Consider the following 19,760-nt stretch of genomic DNA (forward strand, 5'->3'; position numbering starts at 1 on the left):
GGCGCCAGACCAGTCAAAACTGCGCGCTAAGTGAACACGTATTCCCAAACGCGCCACCTTTTGGCGCGTCGCTCACAGATAAGTACCTGACTTCAAAATCAGGACCACTCCTGTCCCTGACCACCCGCCACCCGTGCCTGCGGTGACACTCTTGCCGGGCGGCCCGCAGCCCTGTTCCCACAAGTGCTACCGATTTGCTCACAGGCAACGGAGCAGGGCACTCGCCGCCGCTGATGGCACTTATAACCCCTACTCCCTGCGCGTCATATATAGACACATTCCGACGTCGTTTTCAGGAGTTATTGAACGCGCATTCAAATTTAGGCATGGCAATTGCTCTGTCATTACAAAGCCCGTCTCCCGCGCGAGAACGATGGCCATAACAAGAGCCTCCGCCTGAGGCCATCACCCGCTTTGTGTGAGGAGATACCGCGATGACGTCGTCCAACTCTGGGGCCCAACCCCAGAACCGTGCGCCTCAATCCATCGGCTTTTTGCTGCTGGACAATTTCACGCTGATTTCCCTGGCCTCGGCAGTGGAACCCCTGCGCATGGCCAACCAATTGTCCGGCCGTGAGCTGTATCGCTGGACGACCCTCACCGTCGACGGCGGTCAGGTATGGGCCAGTGATGGTCTGCAGATCACTCCAGATGCTTCCATGCACAAAGCTCCGCCGATGGACACCATCATTGTTTGCGGTGGCATTGGTATTCAACGCACTGTTACCCGCGAACACGTGTCATGGCTGCAGAGCCAGGCCCGTCAGTCCCGCCGCCTCGGAGCCGTGTGCACCGGTAGCTGGGCGCTAGCCTGTGCGGGTCTGCTCGATGGTTTCGATTGCAGCGTGCACTGGGAATGCCTGGCAGCGATGCAGGAAGCGTTTCCGCGGGTGGCCATGAGTACCCGCCTGTTCACCCTCGACCGTAACCGCTTCACCAGCTCCGGTGGCACCGCGCCGCTGGACATGATGCTGCACCTGATCAGCCGCGATCACGGTCGCGAGCTGTCGGCCGCGATCTCGGAGATGTTCGTTTACGAACGCATCCGCAACGAACAGGATCACCAGCGCGTCCCGCTCAAGCACATGCTCGGCACCAATCAGCCGAAGTTGCAGGAAATCGTCGCACTGATGGAGGCCAACCTCGAAGAGCCGATCGACCTCGACGAACTGGCGGTGTACGTCGCCGTGTCCCGTCGTCAGCTTGAGCGGTTGTTCCAGAAATACCTGCACTGCTCGCCGTCGCGTTACTACCTGAAGCTGCGCCTGATCCGCGCGCGTCAGTTGCTCAAGCAAACGCCGATGTCGATCATCGAAGTGGCGTCGGTCTGTGGCTTCGTGTCCACGCCGCACTTCTCCAAGTGCTACCGCGAATACTTCGGCATTCCGCCGCGTGACGAGCGCGTAGGGTCCAATACCACGCAGCAGGTGGCGATGATGCCGCTGCCACAGGCCTTGGTACTGTCGCCGTTGTCGGGGCCGTTGTCGGCGCTGAGTCAGGCGCGTAATGAGTCGACTTTTGCCAGTGTAAGGCTCTAGACCGAGGCGCCTTCATTCGCGAGCAAGCCCGCTCCCGCATTCAACCGCATTCCCATGATGGAACTCGGTTGAATGTGGGAGCGGGCTTGCTCGCGAAGGCGTCTTAACGGGCGGTCTGGCTCTGCTGGTACTCCGCCAATGCCGGCAGCAATTGCCTGTCAATGGCCTGGCGCACCGCCGGCAGGATCGTCGCGCTGCTGGTGTACATCTGCTTGACCATGGTGCGCAGCACGATGGCCCGCTCGTTGTTCAAACCTCGCACCGCAAACTCGCAAGCCTGCTCAGCCGTGGCGCTGGTCGGCACTTGAAAGCCCAATGACTTGAGCTGACCCAACAGGTCTTCCTGGTCTATCAAATCGGCGTGCATCATGACGCTAATCCTTCTTCTGGGAATGATGTCGTGGCTCGATTCTGGTAGGGGCACGCAGTGGCGGCAAGGGCGATTTGTCGTAATGGCAGCATTGACTATGAACAGGTCGTTTTCGGGCTATTTCCCTGCGCTGAGAGTCGGCACACTGGACCCAGCTTGCTTCACGAGGGTTTGGTCACCTTTCCACGGCAGCTCCTCAACAGTACCTTCTGCCTCGATCCTGTCACGGCTTGATCGGGGCTTTTTTTTGCCTGTGAATCTCCCACATTGGATCAATGTCGTGCACGGATCCCCTGTGGGAGCAGGCTTGCTCGCGAAGAACGATGACGCGGTCTAGCGTTGCAACACAAGAATGCGCGACAACAACTCATCCCGATCCACATAACACCCCTGGAAATGCCGCGCCCCGGTAGCGGGATCAAAGGCATTGCGCGCATGCAAAGTGCGACGGTTGTCGAAGCACCAGAGCTCGCCCGGATTGAGCCTTTGCATCAGCCTGAATCGGGGTTCACGAGTCATCGCAATGAAGCGCCGATAGGCGTGATAAAGCGTGGGCATCTGCTCCACCGACGCATCGAACGGCCCCCGCAAAAAGTTCGCCATGCGAATCTCCGACACCTGCCCCAATGCATCCAGGGCGATGATCGGCGCGAGGCAGCGGTAGTCGCTGTAGCGGTCCTTGTTGCGAAACTCCACGGGGATCTCGCAAAGGCTGGTGAATGCCTCTGGGTCTTCGCGGCGCAAGGCGTCGGCGATGGCAAAACCGTCGACGAAAATACTCTCGCCACCCTCGGCATCGTTGACCAGGCAATGCAGGAATTGCAGCCCCGGTTGTAACTCGCGGGTCGGCAGGTCGCTGTGCAGCGGCAGGTTGAAAGCGGTGTAGGCGTTGCTGTCGGCATCGGCCTTGGATTGCACGTTGAACAGCACGCCGAAATTGCTCTCGCGGATGAAGGAAATGCGCTGGGCGATCAGCTTCAGCGAGCCGGGCTCCGTTGGGACGCCACGGACCTGGGTCAGGCCGGTGTCGCGCACGGCCAGCAGCCATTGCAGCAGGGCGTCGTTGTCCTTCATCAGCGCTTGATAGTCGAACACCGGCAACTGCAGATCACTGTGCCAAAGCCTGGCTTTGGGCTTGCCGGCCAGGCGCTCGGCGCGGGATTCGTCGTCATAGGCGTGGGCCCGCAACCAGCCAGGGTCGAAGCGGCTGAGGTGGCCATCCTGCCATTGCACGCTCAGGCAACCTTCAGCGTCGATGCTGGTTTGGGCGGGCATCAGGTTTTCCGGTACATCGACGATTTCCAGCACCTGTTCGCGGGTCACCGTATAGACGCATGACGGGCACGGGCAATTGTCCCGCAGCCAGGGGTGGTGAAAGGGGCTGACGCGGTTGTCGGCCCACTTCACCAGGACACGATCGGCCATGGCCTGCACGCCGGTCAGCGCGCTGATCAATGGATAAGTACGGAAGTCGGCAAAAGCGGCGGCGGTGTTCATGCGATCTCCTGGTTATTTTTTTGGCGGTAATGCGATCACTCGGCCGACGTAGGCGGGGGCGGGCAGGTCGGTCTGTTCGGCGACGATGGCTTGCAGTTTGCCCAGGGTATCTTCGTTGAATGGTGTAGAGCGCGGCCCGGCGAGGTCGACGTGCAGCAGCATTTGTTCATTACCCGCGAGCTCTTGGTCGTCACCGACCCGATGCAGGCTGTGATAGAGGTGCAGGCGTTTGCTGTCGTGGGCGATGATTTGTGTGTGCACCTCGACCTCGGCGTCGAGCTTCACCTCGTGCAGGTAATTGAGGTGCAGTTCGAGGGTGAACAGCGAGTGGCCGCTGGCTTCGCGGTTGTTGCTGTCCATGCCGAGGCGATCCATCAGGGCGTCGGTGGCGTAGCTGAAAATCAGCAGGTAGAAAGCGTCGCGCAGGTGGCCGTTGTAGTCGACCCAGTCGGGGATGATTTTGGTTTGGTAGGTGGTGAGGGTGGGCATGATGGCCGATCCAGAACAGATTGTGATTGGAATGCCGTCATCGCCAGCAGGCTGGCTCCCACAGTGGACTGCATTCGCCTGTGGGAGCCAGCCTGCTGGCGATGGGGCCAGTCCTGATAGTCGATTAATCGCTGAACGCCATCCCATGCTTCTCTTTGGTGGTCTTGACCGCCTCCAGCACGGCCAGCAGGCAGTCATCACGATAGCGCTCCAGCGCCGAAATGCTGTGTTTGCCCAACTGATCGCTGGTGCCGTCCACCACATCGTCGATCAACTTGTCGGTCAGCTCCGGCGCCGGCAGGTAAGTCCACGGCAACTGCAAGGCCGGGCCGAACTGGGCCATGAAGTGGCGCATGCCCGCGTCGCCGCCGGCGAGCGTGTAGGTCAGGAACGTGCCCATGAACGACCAGCGCAAACCGGCGCCAAAACGGATCGCGTCATCGATTTCGCCGGTGGTCGCCACGCCGTCGTTGACCAGATGCAACGCCTCGCGCCACAGCGCTTCGAGTAGACGGTCGGCGATAAACCCCGGCACTTCCTTGCGCACATGCAGCGGGCGCATGCCGAGGGATTCGTAGACTTTCATCGCCGCTTGAACGGCTTCGGGAGCGGTGTTTTTTCCGCCGACCACTTCCACCAGCGGCAACAGGTAAACCGGGTTGAACGGGTGTCCGACTACACAGCGTTGCGGGTGCGTCGAACTCTCGTAGAACTCGCTTGGCAACAGGCCTGAGGTGCTGGAGCCGATCAATGCATTCGGCTTGGCTGCGGCGCTGATTTTGCTGTGCAGTTCCAGTTTCAGTTCCAGGCGTTCGGGGGCGCTTTCCTGGATGAAGTCAGCGTCGCGAACGCATTCTTCGATGGTCGCGACAAAGCGCAGGCGATCCTGTGACGCACCGGGTGCCAGGCCCTGTTTTTCCAGTGCGCCCCAGGCATTGGCGACGCGTTTGCGCAGGGCAGCTTCAGCGCCGGGCGCCGGGTCCCAAGCGACTACGTCCAGGCCATGGGCGAGGGCGCGGGACACCCAGCCGCTGCCGATGACACCGCTGCCCAGGGCTGCGAAGGTTTTGATTTCGGTAATGAAGCTCATGGCGACTTCCTGAATAAGTATGAAGACCCTGTGGGAGCGGGCTTGTGTGGCGAGGGGGCTTGCCCCCGTTGGGTCGCGAAGCGGCCCTAAAAGATTTACGACTGCTTCGCAGCCGAACGGGGCGATGCGGCGTTCCGACAAGCCCCCTCGCCACACAGACTCGCTCCTACAGTGGTTTTTGTGAGGTTTTAGCCGCGCTGGGTCAGGCCCATTTTCTTGCGGCCTTCAGCCGGGGTCAGCACACGAGCGCCGAGGCGGCTGAGGATTTGCGTGGCACGCTCGACCAACTGGCCGTTGGTCGCCAACACACCCTTGTCCAGCCACAGGTTGTCTTCCAGTCCGACCCTTACGTTGCCACCGAGCAGCACCGCTTGCGCAGCCATCGGCATTTGCATGCGGCCGATGCCGAAACCGGCCCAGACGGCGTCTGCAGGCAGGTTGTCGACCATGGCTTTCATGGTGGTGGTGTCGGCCGGCGCGCCCCACGGGATGCCCAGGCACAGCTGGAACAGCGGATTGTCGAGCAGGCCTTCCTTGATCATCTGTTTGGCGAACCACAGGTGACCGGTGTCGAAAATCTCCAGCTCGGCCTTCACGCCCAGCTCCTGGATGCGTTTGGCGCCAGCACGCAGCTGCGCCGGGGTGGAGACGTAAATGGTGTCGCCATCGCCGAAGTTCAGGGTGCCGCAATCGAGGGTACAGATTTCCGGCAGCAGTTCTTCGACATGAGCCAGGCGGGTCAGCGGGCCGACCAGGTCAGTGTTGGGGCCGAACTCCATCGGGTTCTCGCCAGCGCCGATTTCCAGGTCACCACCCATACCGGCGGTGAGGTTGACGATGATGTCGACATCGGCCTCGCGGATGCGCTCCATCACTTCGCGGTACAGCGCGACATCGCGGCTGAATTTGCCGGTTTGAGGGTCGCGAACGTGGCAATGAACCACGGTGGCGCCGGCCTTCGCGGCTTCCACGGCGGCTGCGGCGATCTGTTTGGGGGTGACCGGCACGTGTGGGCTCTTGGCGGTCGTGTCGCCAGCACCGGTGAGTGCGCAGGTGATGATGACGTCGTGGTTCATTTGGCGGTTCCTTACAAGCGAGTGCGTATTAGGTAAAAGGCTGGGTGTGACGAACCCGTCCGCAGCCCGCGCGGGCTGCGAATCGGTGCCTCAACAGGATTTATTTGCTGGTCAGTTGCAGGTTTTCAGCGGCCGGCTTGCCATCGAAGGTGGTCACGCCTTGCAGCCAGCGCTCCTTGTCTTGCGGGTGATCCTTGAGCCATTGTCTGGCGGACTCGAAGGCGTCCTTGTGATCCAGCAACGGCTGCATCATCCGGCTCTCGTCTGCGGCGGTGAATGTCAGGTTGCTCAGCAGGCGACCGATGTTCGGGCATTGTTCGGCGTACTTGGGCGCGGTGACGGTCCATACGGTGGCCATGCCTTCGTTCGGACCGAGCGCATCGTCGCTGCCGGTGAGGTAGGTCATCTTGATGTTCACGTTCATCGGGTGCGGTGCCCAGCCGAAGAACACCACGGCTTCGTTGCGCCGCACGGCGCGGTCCACGGCGGAGAGCATGCCGGCTTCACTGGACTCCACCAGCTGGAACTTGCCGAGGCCGAACTGGTTCTTGGTGATCATCGCCTTGATCTGTGTATTGGCGCCTGAACCTGGTTCGATGCCGTAGATTTTGCCGCCCAGTTCTTTTTCGAATTTGGCGATGTCAGCAAAGGTTTTCAGACCCTTGTCGGCGAGGTAAGTGGGTACGGCGAGGGTGGCGCGGGCGTCTTTCAGGCTTGGGGCTTGAAGTACCTTGACCTGGTTGGCGTCGACGAACGGGGTGATGGTCTGGGTCATCAGCGGGTTCCAGTACCCCAGGAACAGGTCCAGACGCTGATCGCGGATCCCGGCGAAGATGATTTGCTGGGAAGCGCTGGTTTGTTTGGTGTTGTAGCCGAGGCCGTCGAGCAATACCTGGGTCATCGCACTGGTGGCGATCACGTCGGTCCAGTTCACCACACCCATGCGTACCTTCTGGCAAGAGGCGGGTTCGGCGGCCATGACGCTGGCGCTCAGCAAAGCGGTACCACTGAGTGCAAGAACACAGCTGCTGATCAGTCGTTTCATTCTCAGGTTCCTCGGCAGTTCATTATTGTGAGTTCCGGTGTCTGATGCGCCGGTGATGCCAAGTTACGCAGCTATGCGGCCATGAAAGCGCACTGCGGCGACCAGCACTTGCACTGCAGCGACCTGTGCTCTTGAATGCCTGTTGCAAGTGGCGTATCAACGTCCTCACGTTACCCGCCCCCTCGTTACCGGCTAATCGAGTGCGCTCCATGTCCCAGGATTTCTATTTCTTGTTGATGCCGGGTTTCTCGGCCATTGGATTTATCTCGGCCATCGAGCCATTGCGGGTCGCCAATCGCTTTCGTGGCGAGCTCTATCGCTGGCATGTACTGAGCGCCGATGGCGGGGCGGTACTGGCCAGTAACGGCATGTCGGTCAACGCCGATGCGGCACTGGAGCCGCTGAAAAAAGGTGCAACCCTGTTGGTGGTCGCCGGCTTCGAACCTCTGAAATTCGCCATCCCGGCACTGGAACACTGGCTGCGGCGGCTCGACATTGAAGGTGTGACCCTCGGCGCCATCGATACCGGCAGCTTTATCCTCGCCGAAGCCGGGCTGCTTGATGGCTATCGCCTGACCCTGCACTGGGAAGCCATCGACGCCTTCAAGGAATCCTATCCACAGCTCAGCGTCACCCAGGAACTGTTCGAGATAGATCGTCGGCGCATCACCTCCGCCGGCGGCACCGCCTCCATTGATTTAATGCTGGACCTGATCGCCCAGGCCCATGGGCCGGATCTGGCGATCCAGGTCAGTGAGCAATTCGTACTCGGCCGCATCCGTCCGCGCAAAGACCACCAGCGTATGGAAGTCGCCACGCGTTATGGCATCAGTAACAAGAAACTGGTGCAGGTGATTGGTGAGATGGAGCAGCACAGCGAACCGCCGTTGAGTACGCTGGAATTGGCGGAATCGATCAAGGTGACGCGGCGACAGCTGGAGCGGTTGTTTCGCCTGCACCTGAACGACACGCCGAGCAATTTCTATCTGCGGTTACGGTTGGAAAAAGCGCGGCAGTTGCTGCGGCAGACCGATATGAGCGTGCTGGAAGTGAGCATCGCCTGCGGGTTTGAATCGCCGTCGTATTTCACCCGCAGTTATCGGGCGAAGTATGAGCGGTGTCCGCGGGAAGATCGGCGCACCGCAAAAGCATAGACACCTGGGAACCCTGTGGGAGCGGGCTTGCTCGCGAAAGCGGTGTGTCATCAACAATGATGGCGACTGACACTGCGCCTTCGCGAGCAAGCCCGCTCCCACAATTTGATCTGTTTTTGCGGTTATTTCTTCAGCAACGCCGAACACGCCGCCTTGTAAGCCTCATGCTGATACTTGTTCAGCGTCGCCGGAGGCTCAAACCCGTGCTTCTTGGCCTGGGCATTGATCGTCTGTGGTGACAACAACGTCACTTCGCAATTCTCCAGCAACTGGAAAACCCCTTCGATCTTGAACGTCGTCGGCCCACCGGCGAACTCGCCTTTCTTGCTGCGCTTCTTGATCGCAATGCGGTCAATGGAATTCTCCCGGACAAAGGAGGCAACCTGGGCCGCGAAGAGTTTGACGTTGGCGGCGTCGTCGTCATCCTCCAGGGCGATCTTTTTGGTGGCGAGCGCAAGGTGGCTCAACGCCGAACCGTCGAGGGCGGCCACGGCGATAATCGCTTCACTGCCTTTGATTTCGATGCCGCAGACTTTCATGTTGAATCCCTTTAATGGCTGATAGCGTGCAGCTTACAGCTCAAGTTGACTGGCGTTGATGCCGAAAGCCGCAGCTATTTTTTCGCGGGTTGCCCTGCGTGGCTTTGCGACCGTCTCTTGCTGAGCGAAAGCCGGTTGGGAAATGCCCATACGTTTGGCCACCTCATCCTGTGTAAGGTTCAGGTGTTCGCGCCATGCTCGAATAGGCGTGGCGCCATCGACCATTCGACTGACCACATCATGAGGGATCAGGTCGGACTCTACCTTTTGCGCTACATACTGCGCATAGGGAATGACCACGAATGCGGGGTTGCCGTGTTCATCATTGATGATTTGAACGTCAGTAGGTGCGTTCATCGCGTTTTTTGACCTCTTGAATACTGACCACTTTGATTGCGCCATCCCAGTCAAACATCACCCGATAATTGCCGACGCGTAACCGGTAAGCGTAATCATGACCAACCAGAGCTTTGACTTGAGCCACATCTGGCATGTCGGTTAGCGCCGTGATGGCATCACGAACCTGAAACTGGTGAACGGAATGCAATCTCAAGAGTTGCTTAACGGCCTTTCGAGTCCAGTGGATGCTGTTCATGGAATAATATAAGTCTTTTATAAGATATGCGAATTTTCACTTATATTTCTCAGCCGGCCAACACATGAAATTTGTCGGGATATTGCGCGCAAAGCGCGCCGAACGGCGAACTCAAACCGCAGTAGAGGACTTTTCAGAAGGCGCTGTGGGAAAGTAATGTTCTGAAGTTGAAAGCTGGTCGGCAATACCAGCTTTCGACGGACAATGCGGGACTACTCCTGCCCAATCGACTCCAGAAACTCCGACCGCTCGTCACTCATCCGGGCGATGCAATCGTTCTGCGCAATGGTGTACGCCTTACTGCCAGCTGCTGCTGGAAAGGCTTCCACGTCGCAGTCGGCGTCGCGGGTTTTCAGCCATTGTTGCTGGGCGGCCTTGATCCTGGCGGTGATGTCGGCCAATTGCGACGGGTTCTTGCCGTAGAGCGACTGCATGCGCTCGGTCAGGCTCTGGTAGTTGTCTTTGAGCAGATCTTCGGCGGTGGTTTTGCTGAAAGCCGAACATTCCATGGTCTGGATGTCGTTTTCGACCTTGTCGCAGGGGGTATCCTCAGACTCCTCTGCCGCGTGTACGCCGGTCGCAATGAGTGCCAAAGCCAGGAAGATCGATTTCATTCGTCGCCGCCCCAAATTTCAGTAGTTTGGCGAATTCTGGCCCAAGCCGCAGGCGTTGAACAGGGCGACGATTGTGTCCTGTATTGGCCCTTTGTCGTGGATTGACGCTTTCGGCAATTCCCCTGTCGTTTTTGCACCCGGCTGCCGAGTCACCGAGGCATATGCTGGCCCCAAAGCGCCGGCAGACGATTCGGCGCATGAATCGCTAATAAGGGGACAGCCTGATGAGCCCAGCCGAATTGCACGCCGACAGCATCGTTATCGACGGGCTGATTATTGCCAAGTGGAACCGTGAGCTGTTCGAAGACATGCGCAAGGGCGGCCTGACTGCGGCCAACTGCACCGTGTCGGTGTGGGAGGGCTTCCAGGCCACCGTCAATAACATCGCCGCCAGCCAGAAGCTGATCCGCGAAAACAGCGATCTGGTGATGCCGGTGCGCACCACCGCCGACATCCGCAAGGCCAAGGAGCAGGGCAAGACCGGCATCCTTTTCGGCTTCCAGAATGCCCATGCCTTCGAAGACCAGATCGGCTACGTCGAGGTGTTCAAGCAGCTCGGCGTGGGTATCGTGCAGATGTGCTACAACACCCAGAACCTGGTGGGCACCGGTTGCTACGAGCGTGATGGCGGTCTGTCGGGCTTCGGTCGGGAAATCGTCGCCGAGATGAACCGCGTCGGTGTGATGTGCGATTTGTCCCACGTCGGTTCCAAGACCTCCGAGGAAGTCATCCTCGAATCGAAAAAGCCGGTGTGCTATTCCCACTGCCTGCCGTCGGGGCTCAAGGAGCACCCGCGCAACAAGTCCGATGAAGAACTCAAGTTCATTGCCGACCACGGAGGCTTTGTCGGCGTGACCATGTTCGCGCCGTTCCTCGCCAAGGGCATCGATTCGACCATCGACGACTACGCCGAAGCCATCGAATACGTGATGAACATCGTTGGCGAAGACGCCATCGGCATCGGCACCGATTTCACCCAGGGCCACGGCCAGGACTTCTTCGAGTACCTGACCCACGACAAGGGCTACGCCCGCCGCCTGACCAGCTTCGGCAAGATCATCAACCCGCTGGGCATCCGCACCGTCGGCGAGTTCCCGAACCTGACCGAAACCCTGCTCAAGCGCGGCCATCCCGAACGCGTGGTACGCAAGATCATGGGCGAGAACTGGGTCAACGTCCTCAAAGACGTCTGGGGCGAGTAACGCTTTCCAAGACCGCCGCCGAACTGCCCCCTCTCCTGTGGGAGAGGGCTGGGGTGAGGGCTGCGGCCAACACTGAATCCAAATTTTTCCGGAGTTAAGTTTCCATGGCCAAGATCGCCCCGCAATTGCCAATCGAAGTCGACAGCGAAACCGGTGTCTGGACTTCCGACGCCCTGCCGATGCTGTATGTGCCGCGCCATTTCTTCGTCAACAATCACATGGGCATCGAGGAAGTGCTGGGCGCTGACGCCTACGCCGAGATCCTCTACAAGGCCGGCTACAAATCCGCCTGGCACTGGTGTGAAAAAGAAGCTGAATGCCACGGCCTGGAAGGCGTCGCGGTATTCGAGCACTACATGAAACGCCTGTCGCAACGCGGCTGGGGCCTGTTCAAGATCCAGGACATCGACCTCGACAAAGGTACTGCAAGCGTCAAGCTCGAACACTCGGCGTTCGTCTACGTGTACGGCAAGGTCGGGCGCAAGGTCGACTACATGTTCACCGGCTGGTTTGCCGGCGCGATGGACCAGATCCTCGCCGCTCGCGGCAGCAAGATCCGCACCGTGGCCGAGCAAGTCTACGGTGGCTCCGAAGAGGGCCACGAAGACGGCTTGTTCACCGTCAAGCCGTTGTAAGTCGAGGAACCCGCCATGGCTTTCGAAGCAATGTTCCAGCCGATCCAGATCGGCAAACTGACCATCCGCAACCGTGTGCTCAGCACCGCGCACGCCGAGGTCTACGCGACCGACGGCGGCATGACCACCGACCGGTACGTCAAGTATTACGAAGAGAAGGCCAAGGGCGGGATCGGCCTGGCGATCTGCGGCGGTTCGTCCGTGGTGGCGATCGACAGCCCGCAGGAATGGTGGAGTTCGGTCAACCTGTCCACCGACCGTATCATTCCGCACTTCCAGAATCTTGCCGACGCCATGCACAAGCACGGCGCCAAGATCATGATCCAGATTACCCACATGGGCCGTCGCTCGCGCTGGGACGGCTTCAACTGGCCGACCCTGATGTCGCCATCGGGCGTGCGCGAGCCAGTGCACCGTGCCACCTGCAAGACCATCGAGCCGGAAGAGATCTGGCGAGTGATCGGCAACTACGCGCAGGCTGCGCGCCGCGCCAAGGCCGGTGGCCTGGACGGCGTCGAACTGTCGGCGGTGCACCAGCACATGATCGACCAGTTCTGGAGCCCACGGGTCAACAAGCGCACCGACGAATGGGGCGGCACCTTCGAAGGCCGCATGAAGTTCGGTCTGGAAGTCTTGAAAGCCGTGCGTGCCGAGGTCGGTGACGATTTCTGCGTGGGCATGCGTATCTGCGGTGACGAGTTCCACCCGGACGGTCTGTCCCACGAGGACATGAAGCAGATCGCCAAGTATTACGACGACACCGGCATGCTCGATTTCATCGGCGTCGTGGGCTCGGGTTGCGACACCCACAACACCCTGGCCAACGTGATTCCGAACATGAGTTATCCTCCGGAGCCGTTCCTGCACCTGGCCGCCGGCATCAAGGAAGTGGTCAAGGTTCCGGTGCTGCATGCGCAGAACATCAAGGACCCGAACCAGGCCACGCGGATTCTGGAGGGCGGTTACGTCGACATGGTCGGCATGACCCGCGCGCACATTGCCGACCCGCACCTGATCGCCAAGATCAAGATGGGCCAGATCGACCAGATCAAGCAGTGCGTCGGCGCCAACTACTGCATCGACCGTCAGTATCAAGGTCTGGATGTGCTGTGCATCCAGAACGCCGCGACGTCCCGTGAATACATGGGCGTGCCGCACATCATTGAGAAAACCACCGGCGTGAAGCGCAAAGTGGTGGTCGTGGGTGCCGGTCCTGCGGGGATGGAAGCGGCTCGCGTCGCTGCCGAACGTGGCCACGAGGTGACGCTGTTCGAGAAGAAAGAATTCATTGGCGGGCAGATCACCACCGCATCGAAAGCCCCGCAACGGGATCAGATCGCCGGTATCACCCGCTGGTATCAACTGGAACTGGCGCGGTTGAAAGTCGACCTGCGCCTGGGCACCGCGGCTGACGCACCAACCATTATGGACCTGCGTCCGGATGTGGTTGTGCTGGCTGTCGGCGGTCACCCGTTCATCGAGCAGAACGAGCACTGGGGCGCGGCTGAAGGCCTGGTGGTCAGCAGCTGGGACATCCTCGACGGCAAGGTTGCGCCGGGCAAGAACGTGCTGGTCTACGACACCATTTGCGAATTCACCGGCATGTCGACCGCCGACTTCATCGCCGACAAGGGCAGCCAGGTCGAGATCGTCACCGACGACATCAAGCCGGGTGTGGCCATCGGTGGTACGTCGTTCCCGACTTACTACCGCAGCATGTACCCCAAAGAAGTGATCATGACCGGCGACATGATGCTGGAGAAGGTCTATCGCGAAGGCGACAAGCTCGTAGCGGTGCTGGAAAACGAGTACACCGGCGCCAAAGAGGAGAGGGTGGTTGACCAGGTGGTCGTGGAAAACGGCGTGCGTCCGGACGAGGAGATCTACTACGCGCTGAAGGAAGGCTCGCGCAACAAAGGCCAGATCGACGTCGAAGCCTTGTTCGCGATCAAGCCGCAACCTTGTCTGGAACAGAGCGGTGACGGTTACCTGCTGTTCCGTATCGGCGACTGCGTGGCCCAGCGTAACGTGCACGCGGCGATCTACGACGCGCTGCGGCTGTGCAAGGATTTCTAACGGCATCACCACCATCACCTGTGGCGAGGGGGCTTGCCCCCGTTGGGCTGCGAAGCGGCCCCAATTCAACCAATGCGGTCTGTCGGGAAAATGCATTGGGCGGATTTACGACTGCTTTGCAGCCGAACGGGGGCAAGCCCCCTCGCCACAAGTAGGTGCATAGCCTTCATCGGCACGCACATGAATCCTTGCAAGACCCCGAGGTCTTTGGGAGCAACACCTATGTTGAACACCCTTCTTCCAATCCTGCTGTTCGCTGCCCTGGGCCTCGCGGTTCTGGGTGCGTTGCGGCGGGTGGCCATGTGGCGCCGGGGCCGGGCCTCGAAGGTCGACCTGATCGGCGGCCTGTTCGCCATGCCCAAACGCTACATGGTCGACCTGCACCATGTGGTGGCGCGGGATAAATACATCGCCAACACCCACGTGGCCACGGCCGGTGGTGCGGTGGCTTCGGTCGTGCTGGCGATTTTGGTCCACGGTTTCGGCCTCCATAACCGATTCCTCGGCTATGCGCTTCTGCTGATGTCGGCGGTAATGTTCGTTGGCGCGATCTTCGTTTATCTGCGCCGTCGCAACCCGCCATCGCGTCTGTCCAAAGGTCCGTGGATGCGCCTGCCGAAAAGCCTGCTGGCGTTCTCGGCGTCGTTCTTTCTAGTGACACTGCCTGTGGCCGGGATCCTGCCGGAGAACTTCGGTGGCTGGCTGTTGGCGGCAGTTCTCGGAGTCGGCGTGTTGTGGGGCGTTTCGGAACTGTTCTTCGGCATGACTTGGGGTGGGCCGATGAAGCATGCCTTTGCCGGTGCCCTGCACCTGGCGTGGCACCGTCGGGCCGAGCGCTTCGGTGGCGGTCGTTCCACCGGTCTCAAACCTCTGGACTTGAACGACCTGAGCGCGCCACTGGGCGTGGAAAAACCCAAGGATTTCACCTGGAACCAGTTGCTCGGCTTCGACGCCTGCGTGCAGTGCGGTAAGTGCGAAGCGGCGTGCCCGGCCTTCGCCGCCGGTCAGCCGCTGAACCCGAAAAAACTGATTCAGGACATGGTCGTCGGCCTGGCCGGCGGCACCGATGCGAAGTTCGCCGGCAGCCCTTATCCCGGCAAACCGATTGGTGAGCACGCCGGTAATCCGCATCAACCGATCGTCAACGGTCTGGTGGACGCCGAAACCCTGTGGTCCTGCACCACCTGCCGTGCCTGCGTCGAGGAATGCCCGATGATGATCGAGCACGTCGATGCCATCGTCGATATGCGTCGCCATTTGACTCTGGAAAAAGGTGCCACGCCGAACAAGGGCGCCGAAGTCCTGGAAAACCTGATCGCCACCGACAACCCGGGCGGTTTTGCGCCAGGCGGGCGGATGAACTGGGCGGCAGATCTGAACCTCAATCTGCTCAGCGAAAAGAAATCCACCGACGTGCTGTTCTGGGTTGGCGACGGCGCCTTCGACATGCGCAACCAGCGCACCCTGCGCGCCTTCGTCAAAGTGCTGAAAGCAGCGAAAATCGACTTCGCCGTGCTCGGCCTCGAAGAGCGCGACAGTGGCGACGTGGCCCGACGTCTGGGCGACGAGGCGACCTTCCAGTTGCTGGCCAAACGCAACATCCAGACCCTGGCCAAATACAGCTTCAACCGCATCGTTACCTGCGATCCACATAGCTTCCACGTTCTGAAAAACGAATACGGCGCCTTCGATGGCAACTACCTGGTGCAGCACCACAGCACCTACATGGCGGAAATCATCGGCGCCGGCGCGCTGAACCTCGGCCAGCACAAGGGCGACAGCGTGACCTATCACGACCCGTGCTACCTCGGCCGCTACAACGGCGAATACGAGGCGCCGCGCCAGGTCCTGCGCGCCCTTGGTATCGAAGTGAAAGAGATGCAACGCTCCGGCTTCCGTTCACGTTGCTGCGGCGGTGGCGGCGGTGCGCCGATCACTGACATTCCGGGAAAACAGCGTATCCCCGACATGCGCATGGAGGACATCCGCGAGACGGGCGCCGAACTGGTGGCCGTGGGCTGCCCACAATGCACCGCGATGCTTGAAGGCGTGGTCGAGCCTCGACCGTTGATCAAGGACATTGCCGAACTGGTGGCCGACGCGTTGCTTGAAGACCAGGCACCGAGCAAGCCAGCCACACCGGCGCAACGTGAACCTGCGGAGGTGCATTGATGAGCGACATTATCCGCCGCGACCCCCGTGCCGAATGGATTGCGCGCAATCGCCTGCACCCGCTGCACGCGGCCATTCAGACTGCGCAACATAGCTGGATGGGACCTAACGGCGTCATCCGCAAGAACCCCCACGGCATCGGCTTCCTCGGTCCCAACGGGATCAAGCGCATCGACCGCAGCGGCGCGCAGCAGGGCGGGGCGACCAAGCGCACGGCCGCCGTTGAAGTGCAGTTGCCGCTGCATCAGGTGCCTGCACCGGCGTTCTACATCAGCGTGGTGCCGGACATGGTCGGCGGCCGCTTGAGCAGCCACGACCGCGACTTGTTCGGCCTGGCTCATCAATTGGCCGGCAAGGATGGCGCGGTATTGGCCGTGGTCTTCGGCGAGCACAAGGAGAACGCCTTCGCCACGGCTGGCGTCGATCGCCTGCTGGTGCTTGAGGGCGAGCAGTTCAGCGGTTATGCACCGGAACAACGGGTCCAGGGACTGCGGGCTGTGGATAACCAGTTCAGCCCACGTCATTGGTTGCTGCCGGACAGTCGCACCAGTGGTGGAGAACTGGGTCGACGCTTTGCCGCCGCACTGGGCGAACGCCCGGCCACGCGAGTCTGGCAGGTCAAGGATCAGGAGTGCATCGGTCGCGCCGGTGCCGGTTTGCAAGACCTTGCTCGCCCGGTCCCACGGCTGATCCTGGCGGCTGCTGAATGTGCCGAACCGGTCAGCGAAACCCGTCACGAAGCCTTGCCGGTGGAGTTACCCACAACCGTTGCCCGCAGTCTCTCGCGCATCGAGGATTTGGGCGCGGTGGCGGTGGACCCGGCAGCGATTCCAATGGCCGAAGCGGAATTCATTTTCTCCGGGGGCAACGGGGTCAAGGATTGGGGACTTTTCCACAGGACCGCCGAAGCATTGGGCGCCACCGAAGGCGCGTCCCGGGTGGCGGTGGACGACGGCTTCATGGCCCGCGACCGCCAGGTCGGAGCGTCCGGCACCTGGGTCACCGCACGGGTATACGTGGCGGTGGGGATCTCCGGGGCGATCCAGCACCTGCAGGGCATCGGTGCCTGCGACAAGGTGGTGGCGATCAACCTCGACCCGGGCTGCGACATGATCAAACGGGCCGACCTGTCGGTGATCGGCGAGAGCGCCGAGATTCTTCAAGCCTTGATCGCGGCGGTAGAGGCCTACCGCAACGACGCCAAGCGCGATGCGGCTTAAGGGAAGGAAGGGGTTATGAGTACGAAAATCATCAGCCTGGTGTCCGTCGGCGCCCACCCGACCTCGGGTCGACCACGACGTGCGGATCAGGATGCGCGGGCGGTGGAACTGGGTTTGCAACTGGCTGGGGATAACTTGCAGGTACTGCATGCCGGCGATATCGCGGAGCCTGCGTTGCGCGCTTATCTGGGCATGGGGCTGGAGCAATTGCATGTGCTGGAACAACCGGAAGGCGCCGATGCGCTGCCGGCGCTCACCGCGTATTTGCGTGATGCCGGGGCCCAGGTGGTGCTGACCGGCAGCCAGGCGGAGACCGGCGAAGGCTCGGGCATGTTGCCGTTCCTGTTGGCCGAAGGTCTGGGCTGGCCGCTGGTGGTGGGGCTGGCGCAGGTCGAGTCGATCGACGGCAACTCGGCGCTGGTGCTGCAAGCCTTGCCCCGTGGTCAGCGCCGTCGCTTGAAAGTGCGCTTGCCATTCCTGGCCACTGTGGATAACGCCGCACCCAAGCCACGGCAAAGTGCCTACGGCCCGGCCCGGCGGGGCGTGCTGAAGGCGCAGGACGTTGAAGTGATCGACGACGAGCTGCTTGCAGTCGCCACCCTGCAACCGGCCAAGCCACGGCCTAAACGCTTGAAAGTGATCAAGGCCAAGAGCGGCGCCGACCGGATGAAGGCTGCAACGGCCAAGGCCAGCGGCGGCGGTGGGCAAGTGCTCAAGGGTGTGACTGCGCAAGCGGGGGCTGAGGCGATACTCAAACTGTTGATTGAAGAAGGGGTGATTCGCTGACGGTTAATCCGCGCAGGATCACAATGGCAGTCATTTTTTTCCAGATCCGGGGAAACCCTAGCAGAACTGCTAGTGTCGATTTTGTGGGTGGTTTGTTAGTTTGAGAAACAGAGGCTATCTACTTGCCGTGAGCGCGATAGTGGATGGTTCTGTCCGCGAATCCTGTTTCAGGGCGCGGGTCAACAAGACTGCTCAAGGATCCTCCGATGCCTGCTCCTCATCCACTTCAGAATCAAGGTCCGGTCCGTTCTCGCACAATGGATCCTGCCTTTTCACGAACGCTGTTGCTGGCAACGGACCTGCAACAGAGCATCCTTGCCGAACTAGATCGCAGTGGTCCGAATCGACTCGCTTATAGCCCATATGGTGTGCAAAGCAGCCTGCGCGCGCCTGGTACGCACTTGGGGTTCAACGGACAACTCCGGGAACGGCCAACCGGCTGGTATTACCTGGGTAACGGGTATCGCGTATATAACCCGGTGTTGATGCGATTCCACAGTCCGGATCGGTTGAGTCCGTTTGGTAGGGGTGGAGCCAATGCGTATGCCTATTGTACGGGCGATCCGGTTAACTTCGAGGATCCTACTGGGCAGTATGGGGAAATCATTGCCCGACTCGTTCAACTTACAGCCACCACCGCGCTGCATGCGGGAATAGTGACAACCAACCTGGTGGGAGCCACGGCGCGGGGCTGGCTACTGCACGCTGCACGGATGAGTACGGTGGCATCGTCGACTGCAATTGTCGGCACTGTTGGGCAATTGGCGGGGTTACCTGGCGCCGTTTACATTTCGAACGTAGCTACCACAGTCTCTGCCGCTGCAACTATGGTCCGATATGTTCCAGCAATTGTTAACGGTCTGCGTGCACGTACTTTGTGGGCGACGGTTAGAGGCAACGTTCGCAACCTGGTAAGGGGAACGGCATTTCCGAAATCTGCGGAAGTACCATCCACGTCATTGCCGGGAGGAGCGGCTCCTGCGTCAATCGAGATTCCGATGACTTCCCAAACACATGTTCCGGCTCCAGCGCAGCGGCAGGATGATTTCGCCCAAACCGGGAGTGTCATCAGAGGTAGTTTGAAACGCGAAAATTAATTTGAGCTTTACCTGCGTAGCTCCCTTCCAACTACAGTTTTTCCAGCCTTTACCCACAATCCCTGTTAATGGAGCTGTGGATAACATGTTCACCCATCTCTACACCTCATACAGATCAAGCTCTGCAAGGCGTCGATCAAAAAACGACCAGGGTTCTCGTGGATTTTTCCAAGCTTTTTCAAGGGGATAAGTCTGTCAGGTGGATCAGACTTGCCCCCAATCTCTGTTGGCGCTTCTGTGGATAAGATGTTCGCTATCCTCTGTAAGCCATATAAAACGGGCCTTTCATGCTAATGATCAAAAAATGAGCAATTCGAGGTTCAAACACATGATGTCCTTTGGAAACGTTGATTCCCAGCGCGTTTCAGTGGTTTTCCACAGACGGGGTAAAGTTGCCCCCAAAGTCTGTTGGCGCTTCTGTGGATAAGGTGTTTGCGATCCTCTACAGGCCAGGCGTGGCGGGGCTTGTAAGCCTAAGATCAAAAAATGATCAATTGCTTCGAGAAACCCTGGCTTTGGATAAGTCACGGTTTTTCTGTGGTTTGTGGAAATTTTTTTTAGCATT

19 protein-coding genes are annotated in these 19,760 nt (G+C 60.0%); 9 read left to right on the forward strand and 10 right to left on the reverse strand.

Going from position 1 to position 19,760, the window contains the following annotated elements:
- Positions 1-434 precede the first annotated feature (434 nt).
- Positions 435-1,538, forward strand: coding sequence for a GlxA family transcriptional regulator (locus KW839_RS05685; protein WP_060542350.1), 1,104 nt, complete (start codon positions 435-437; stop codon positions 1,536-1,538).
- 103 nt (positions 1,539-1,641) lie between these two features.
- Here KW839_RS05685 and KW839_RS05690 read toward each other — a convergent pair whose 3' ends face one another.
- The 6 genes from KW839_RS05690 to KW839_RS05715 form a co-directional block, all read right to left on the reverse strand.
- On the reverse strand, positions 1,642-1,908 hold the full coding sequence (locus tag KW839_RS05690; RefSeq protein ID WP_218423674.1) for a hypothetical protein: 267 nt from the start codon (positions 1,906-1,908) through the stop codon (positions 1,642-1,644).
- 333 nt (positions 1,909-2,241) lie between these two features.
- Positions 2,242-3,405: a gamma-butyrobetaine dioxygenase gene (locus KW839_RS05695; RefSeq protein WP_218423675.1), complete on the reverse strand. Its 1,164-nt coding sequence runs from the start codon at positions 3,403-3,405 to the stop codon at positions 2,242-2,244.
- A gap of 12 nt (positions 3,406-3,417) precedes the next feature.
- Entirely contained in the window at positions 3,418-3,894 is a 477-nt protein-coding gene (locus tag KW839_RS05700; protein ID WP_218423676.1) for a thioesterase family protein, read from the reverse strand.
- Between the two features lie 124 nt (positions 3,895-4,018).
- On the reverse strand, positions 4,019-4,984 hold the full coding sequence (locus KW839_RS05705) for an L-carnitine dehydrogenase (RefSeq protein WP_218423677.1): 966 nt from the start codon (positions 4,982-4,984) through the stop codon (positions 4,019-4,021).
- Positions 4,985-5,172: 188 nt separating this feature from the next.
- On the reverse strand, positions 5,173-6,060 hold the full coding sequence (locus KW839_RS05710) for a 3-keto-5-aminohexanoate cleavage protein (RefSeq protein ID WP_218423678.1): 888 nt from the start codon (positions 6,058-6,060) through the stop codon (positions 5,173-5,175).
- A 100-nt stretch (positions 6,061-6,160) separates the two neighbouring features.
- Entirely contained in the window at positions 6,161-7,105 is a 945-nt protein-coding gene (locus KW839_RS05715; protein ID WP_060542344.1) for a choline ABC transporter substrate-binding protein, read from the reverse strand.
- A 209-nt stretch (positions 7,106-7,314) separates the two neighbouring features.
- On the opposite strand from KW839_RS05715, the gene KW839_RS05720 reads away from it, so the two are divergent.
- On the forward strand, positions 7,315-8,259 hold the full coding sequence (locus tag KW839_RS05720) for a GlxA family transcriptional regulator (protein WP_218423679.1): 945 nt from the start codon (positions 7,315-7,317) through the stop codon (positions 8,257-8,259).
- 122 nt (positions 8,260-8,381) lie between these two features.
- Here KW839_RS05720 and KW839_RS05725 read toward each other — a convergent pair whose 3' ends face one another.
- The 4 genes from KW839_RS05725 to KW839_RS05740 all read right to left on the reverse strand — a co-directional run bounded on the left by KW839_RS05725 (position 8,382) and on the right by KW839_RS05740 (position 10,007).
- Entirely contained in the window at positions 8,382-8,798 is a 417-nt protein-coding gene (locus KW839_RS05725; protein WP_218423680.1) for a DUF3010 family protein, read from the reverse strand.
- 33 nt (positions 8,799-8,831) lie between these two features.
- Positions 8,832-9,155: a helix-turn-helix domain-containing protein gene (locus KW839_RS05730; RefSeq protein WP_060542341.1), complete on the reverse strand. Its 324-nt coding sequence runs from the start codon at positions 9,153-9,155 to the stop codon at positions 8,832-8,834.
- Positions 9,139-9,393 (reverse strand): type II toxin-antitoxin system RelE/ParE family toxin, encoded by a 255-nt coding sequence (locus KW839_RS05735; protein WP_218423681.1) that lies wholly within the window; start codon positions 9,391-9,393, stop codon positions 9,139-9,141. Before KW839_RS05735 ends, KW839_RS05730 begins: the two co-directional genes overlap by 17 nt.
- Positions 9,394-9,605: 212 nt before the next feature.
- Positions 9,606-10,007: a lysozyme inhibitor LprI family protein gene (locus KW839_RS05740; RefSeq protein WP_060542340.1), complete on the reverse strand. Its 402-nt coding sequence runs from the start codon at positions 10,005-10,007 to the stop codon at positions 9,606-9,608.
- Between the two features lie 224 nt (positions 10,008-10,231).
- On the opposite strand from KW839_RS05740, the gene KW839_RS05745 reads away from it, so the two are divergent.
- The 7 genes from KW839_RS05745 to KW839_RS05775 all read left to right on the forward strand — a co-directional run bounded on the left by KW839_RS05745 (position 10,232) and on the right by KW839_RS05775 (position 19,195).
- The gene (locus KW839_RS05745) at positions 10,232-11,209 is read left to right on the forward strand and encodes a dipeptidase (RefSeq protein ID WP_060542339.1); all 978 of its coding nucleotides are present in this window, start codon (positions 10,232-10,234) and stop codon (positions 11,207-11,209) included.
- Between the two features lie 104 nt (positions 11,210-11,313).
- Positions 11,314-11,844, forward strand: a complete 531-nt coding sequence (locus KW839_RS05750) for a DUF5943 domain-containing protein (protein ID WP_060542338.1) — start codon at positions 11,314-11,316, stop codon at positions 11,842-11,844.
- A 15-nt stretch (positions 11,845-11,859) separates the two neighbouring features.
- A complete protein-coding gene (gene dgcA / locus KW839_RS05755; RefSeq protein ID WP_060542337.1) occupies positions 11,860-13,920 on the forward strand; it encodes a dimethylglycine demethylation protein DgcA in 2,061 nt (686 codons plus the stop codon).
- A 222-nt stretch (positions 13,921-14,142) separates the two neighbouring features.
- Complete coding sequence (gene dgcB, locus KW839_RS05760; protein WP_218423682.1) at positions 14,143-16,092, forward strand: dimethylglycine demethylation protein DgcB; 1,950 nt, start codon at positions 14,143-14,145, stop codon at positions 16,090-16,092.
- Positions 16,092-17,312: an electron transfer flavoprotein subunit alpha/FixB family protein gene (locus KW839_RS05765; RefSeq protein ID WP_218423683.1), complete on the forward strand. Its 1,221-nt coding sequence runs from the start codon at positions 16,092-16,094 to the stop codon at positions 17,310-17,312. Before dgcB ends, KW839_RS05765 begins: the two co-directional genes overlap by 1 nt.
- 15 nt (positions 17,313-17,327) lie before the next feature.
- Positions 17,328-18,098, forward strand: a complete 771-nt coding sequence (locus KW839_RS05770) for an electron transfer flavoprotein subunit beta (protein WP_218423684.1) — start codon at positions 17,328-17,330, stop codon at positions 18,096-18,098.
- 257 nt (positions 18,099-18,355) lie between these two features.
- On the forward strand, positions 18,356-19,195 hold the full coding sequence (locus KW839_RS05775) for an RHS repeat-associated core domain-containing protein (protein WP_256352542.1): 840 nt from the start codon (positions 18,356-18,358) through the stop codon (positions 19,193-19,195).
- Positions 19,196-19,760: the final 565 nt, after the last annotated feature.

Source organism: Pseudomonas sp. PDM31, assembly GCF_019218965.1.
Taxonomy (GTDB): Bacteria; Pseudomonadota; Gammaproteobacteria; order Pseudomonadales; family Pseudomonadaceae; genus Aquipseudomonas.

Coding starts and splice junctions, on each gene's coding strand:
- KW839_RS05715 (WP_060542344.1), bottom strand. CDS start 7,105: ATGAAACGACTGATCAGCAGCTGTGTTCTTGCACTCAGTGGTACCGCT.
- KW839_RS05695 (WP_218423675.1), bottom strand. CDS start 3,405: ATGAACACCGCCGCCGCTTTTGCCGACTTCCGTACTTATCCATTGATC.
- KW839_RS05750 (WP_060542338.1), top strand. CDS start 11,314: ATGGCCAAGATCGCCCCGCAATTGCCAATCGAAGTCGACAGCGAAACC.
- dgcB (WP_218423682.1), top strand. CDS start 14,143: ATGTTGAACACCCTTCTTCCAATCCTGCTGTTCGCTGCCCTGGGCCTC.
- dgcA (WP_060542337.1), top strand. CDS start 11,860: ATGGCTTTCGAAGCAATGTTCCAGCCGATCCAGATCGGCAAACTGACC.
- KW839_RS05700 (WP_218423676.1), bottom strand. CDS start 3,894: ATGCCCACCCTCACCACCTACCAAACCAAAATCATCCCCGACTGGGTC.
- KW839_RS05705 (WP_218423677.1), bottom strand. CDS start 4,984: ATGAGCTTCATTACCGAAATCAAAACCTTCGCAGCCCTGGGCAGCGGT.
- KW839_RS05765 (WP_218423683.1), top strand. CDS start 16,092: ATGAGCGACATTATCCGCCGCGACCCCCGTGCCGAATGGATTGCGCGC.
- KW839_RS05710 (WP_218423678.1), bottom strand. CDS start 6,060: ATGAACCACGACGTCATCATCACCTGCGCACTCACCGGTGCTGGCGAC.
- KW839_RS05745 (WP_060542339.1), top strand. CDS start 10,232: ATGAGCCCAGCCGAATTGCACGCCGACAGCATCGTTATCGACGGGCTG.
- KW839_RS05740 (WP_060542340.1), bottom strand. CDS start 10,007: ATGAAATCGATCTTCCTGGCTTTGGCACTCATTGCGACCGGCGTACAC.
- KW839_RS05690 (WP_218423674.1), bottom strand. CDS start 1,908: ATGATGCACGCCGATTTGATAGACCAGGAAGACCTGTTGGGTCAGCTC.
- KW839_RS05720 (WP_218423679.1), top strand. CDS start 7,315: ATGTCCCAGGATTTCTATTTCTTGTTGATGCCGGGTTTCTCGGCCATT.
- KW839_RS05775 (WP_256352542.1), top strand. CDS start 18,356: ATGGATCCTGCCTTTTCACGAACGCTGTTGCTGGCAACGGACCTGCAA.
- KW839_RS05770 (WP_218423684.1), top strand. CDS start 17,328: ATGAGTACGAAAATCATCAGCCTGGTGTCCGTCGGCGCCCACCCGACC.
- KW839_RS05685 (WP_060542350.1), top strand. CDS start 435: ATGACGTCGTCCAACTCTGGGGCCCAACCCCAGAACCGTGCGCCTCAA.
- KW839_RS05730 (WP_060542341.1), bottom strand. CDS start 9,155: ATGAACGCACCTACTGACGTTCAAATCATCAATGATGAACACGGCAAC.
- KW839_RS05735 (WP_218423681.1), bottom strand. CDS start 9,393: ATGAACAGCATCCACTGGACTCGAAAGGCCGTTAAGCAACTCTTGAGA.
- KW839_RS05725 (WP_218423680.1), bottom strand. CDS start 8,798: ATGAAAGTCTGCGGCATCGAAATCAAAGGCAGTGAAGCGATTATCGCC.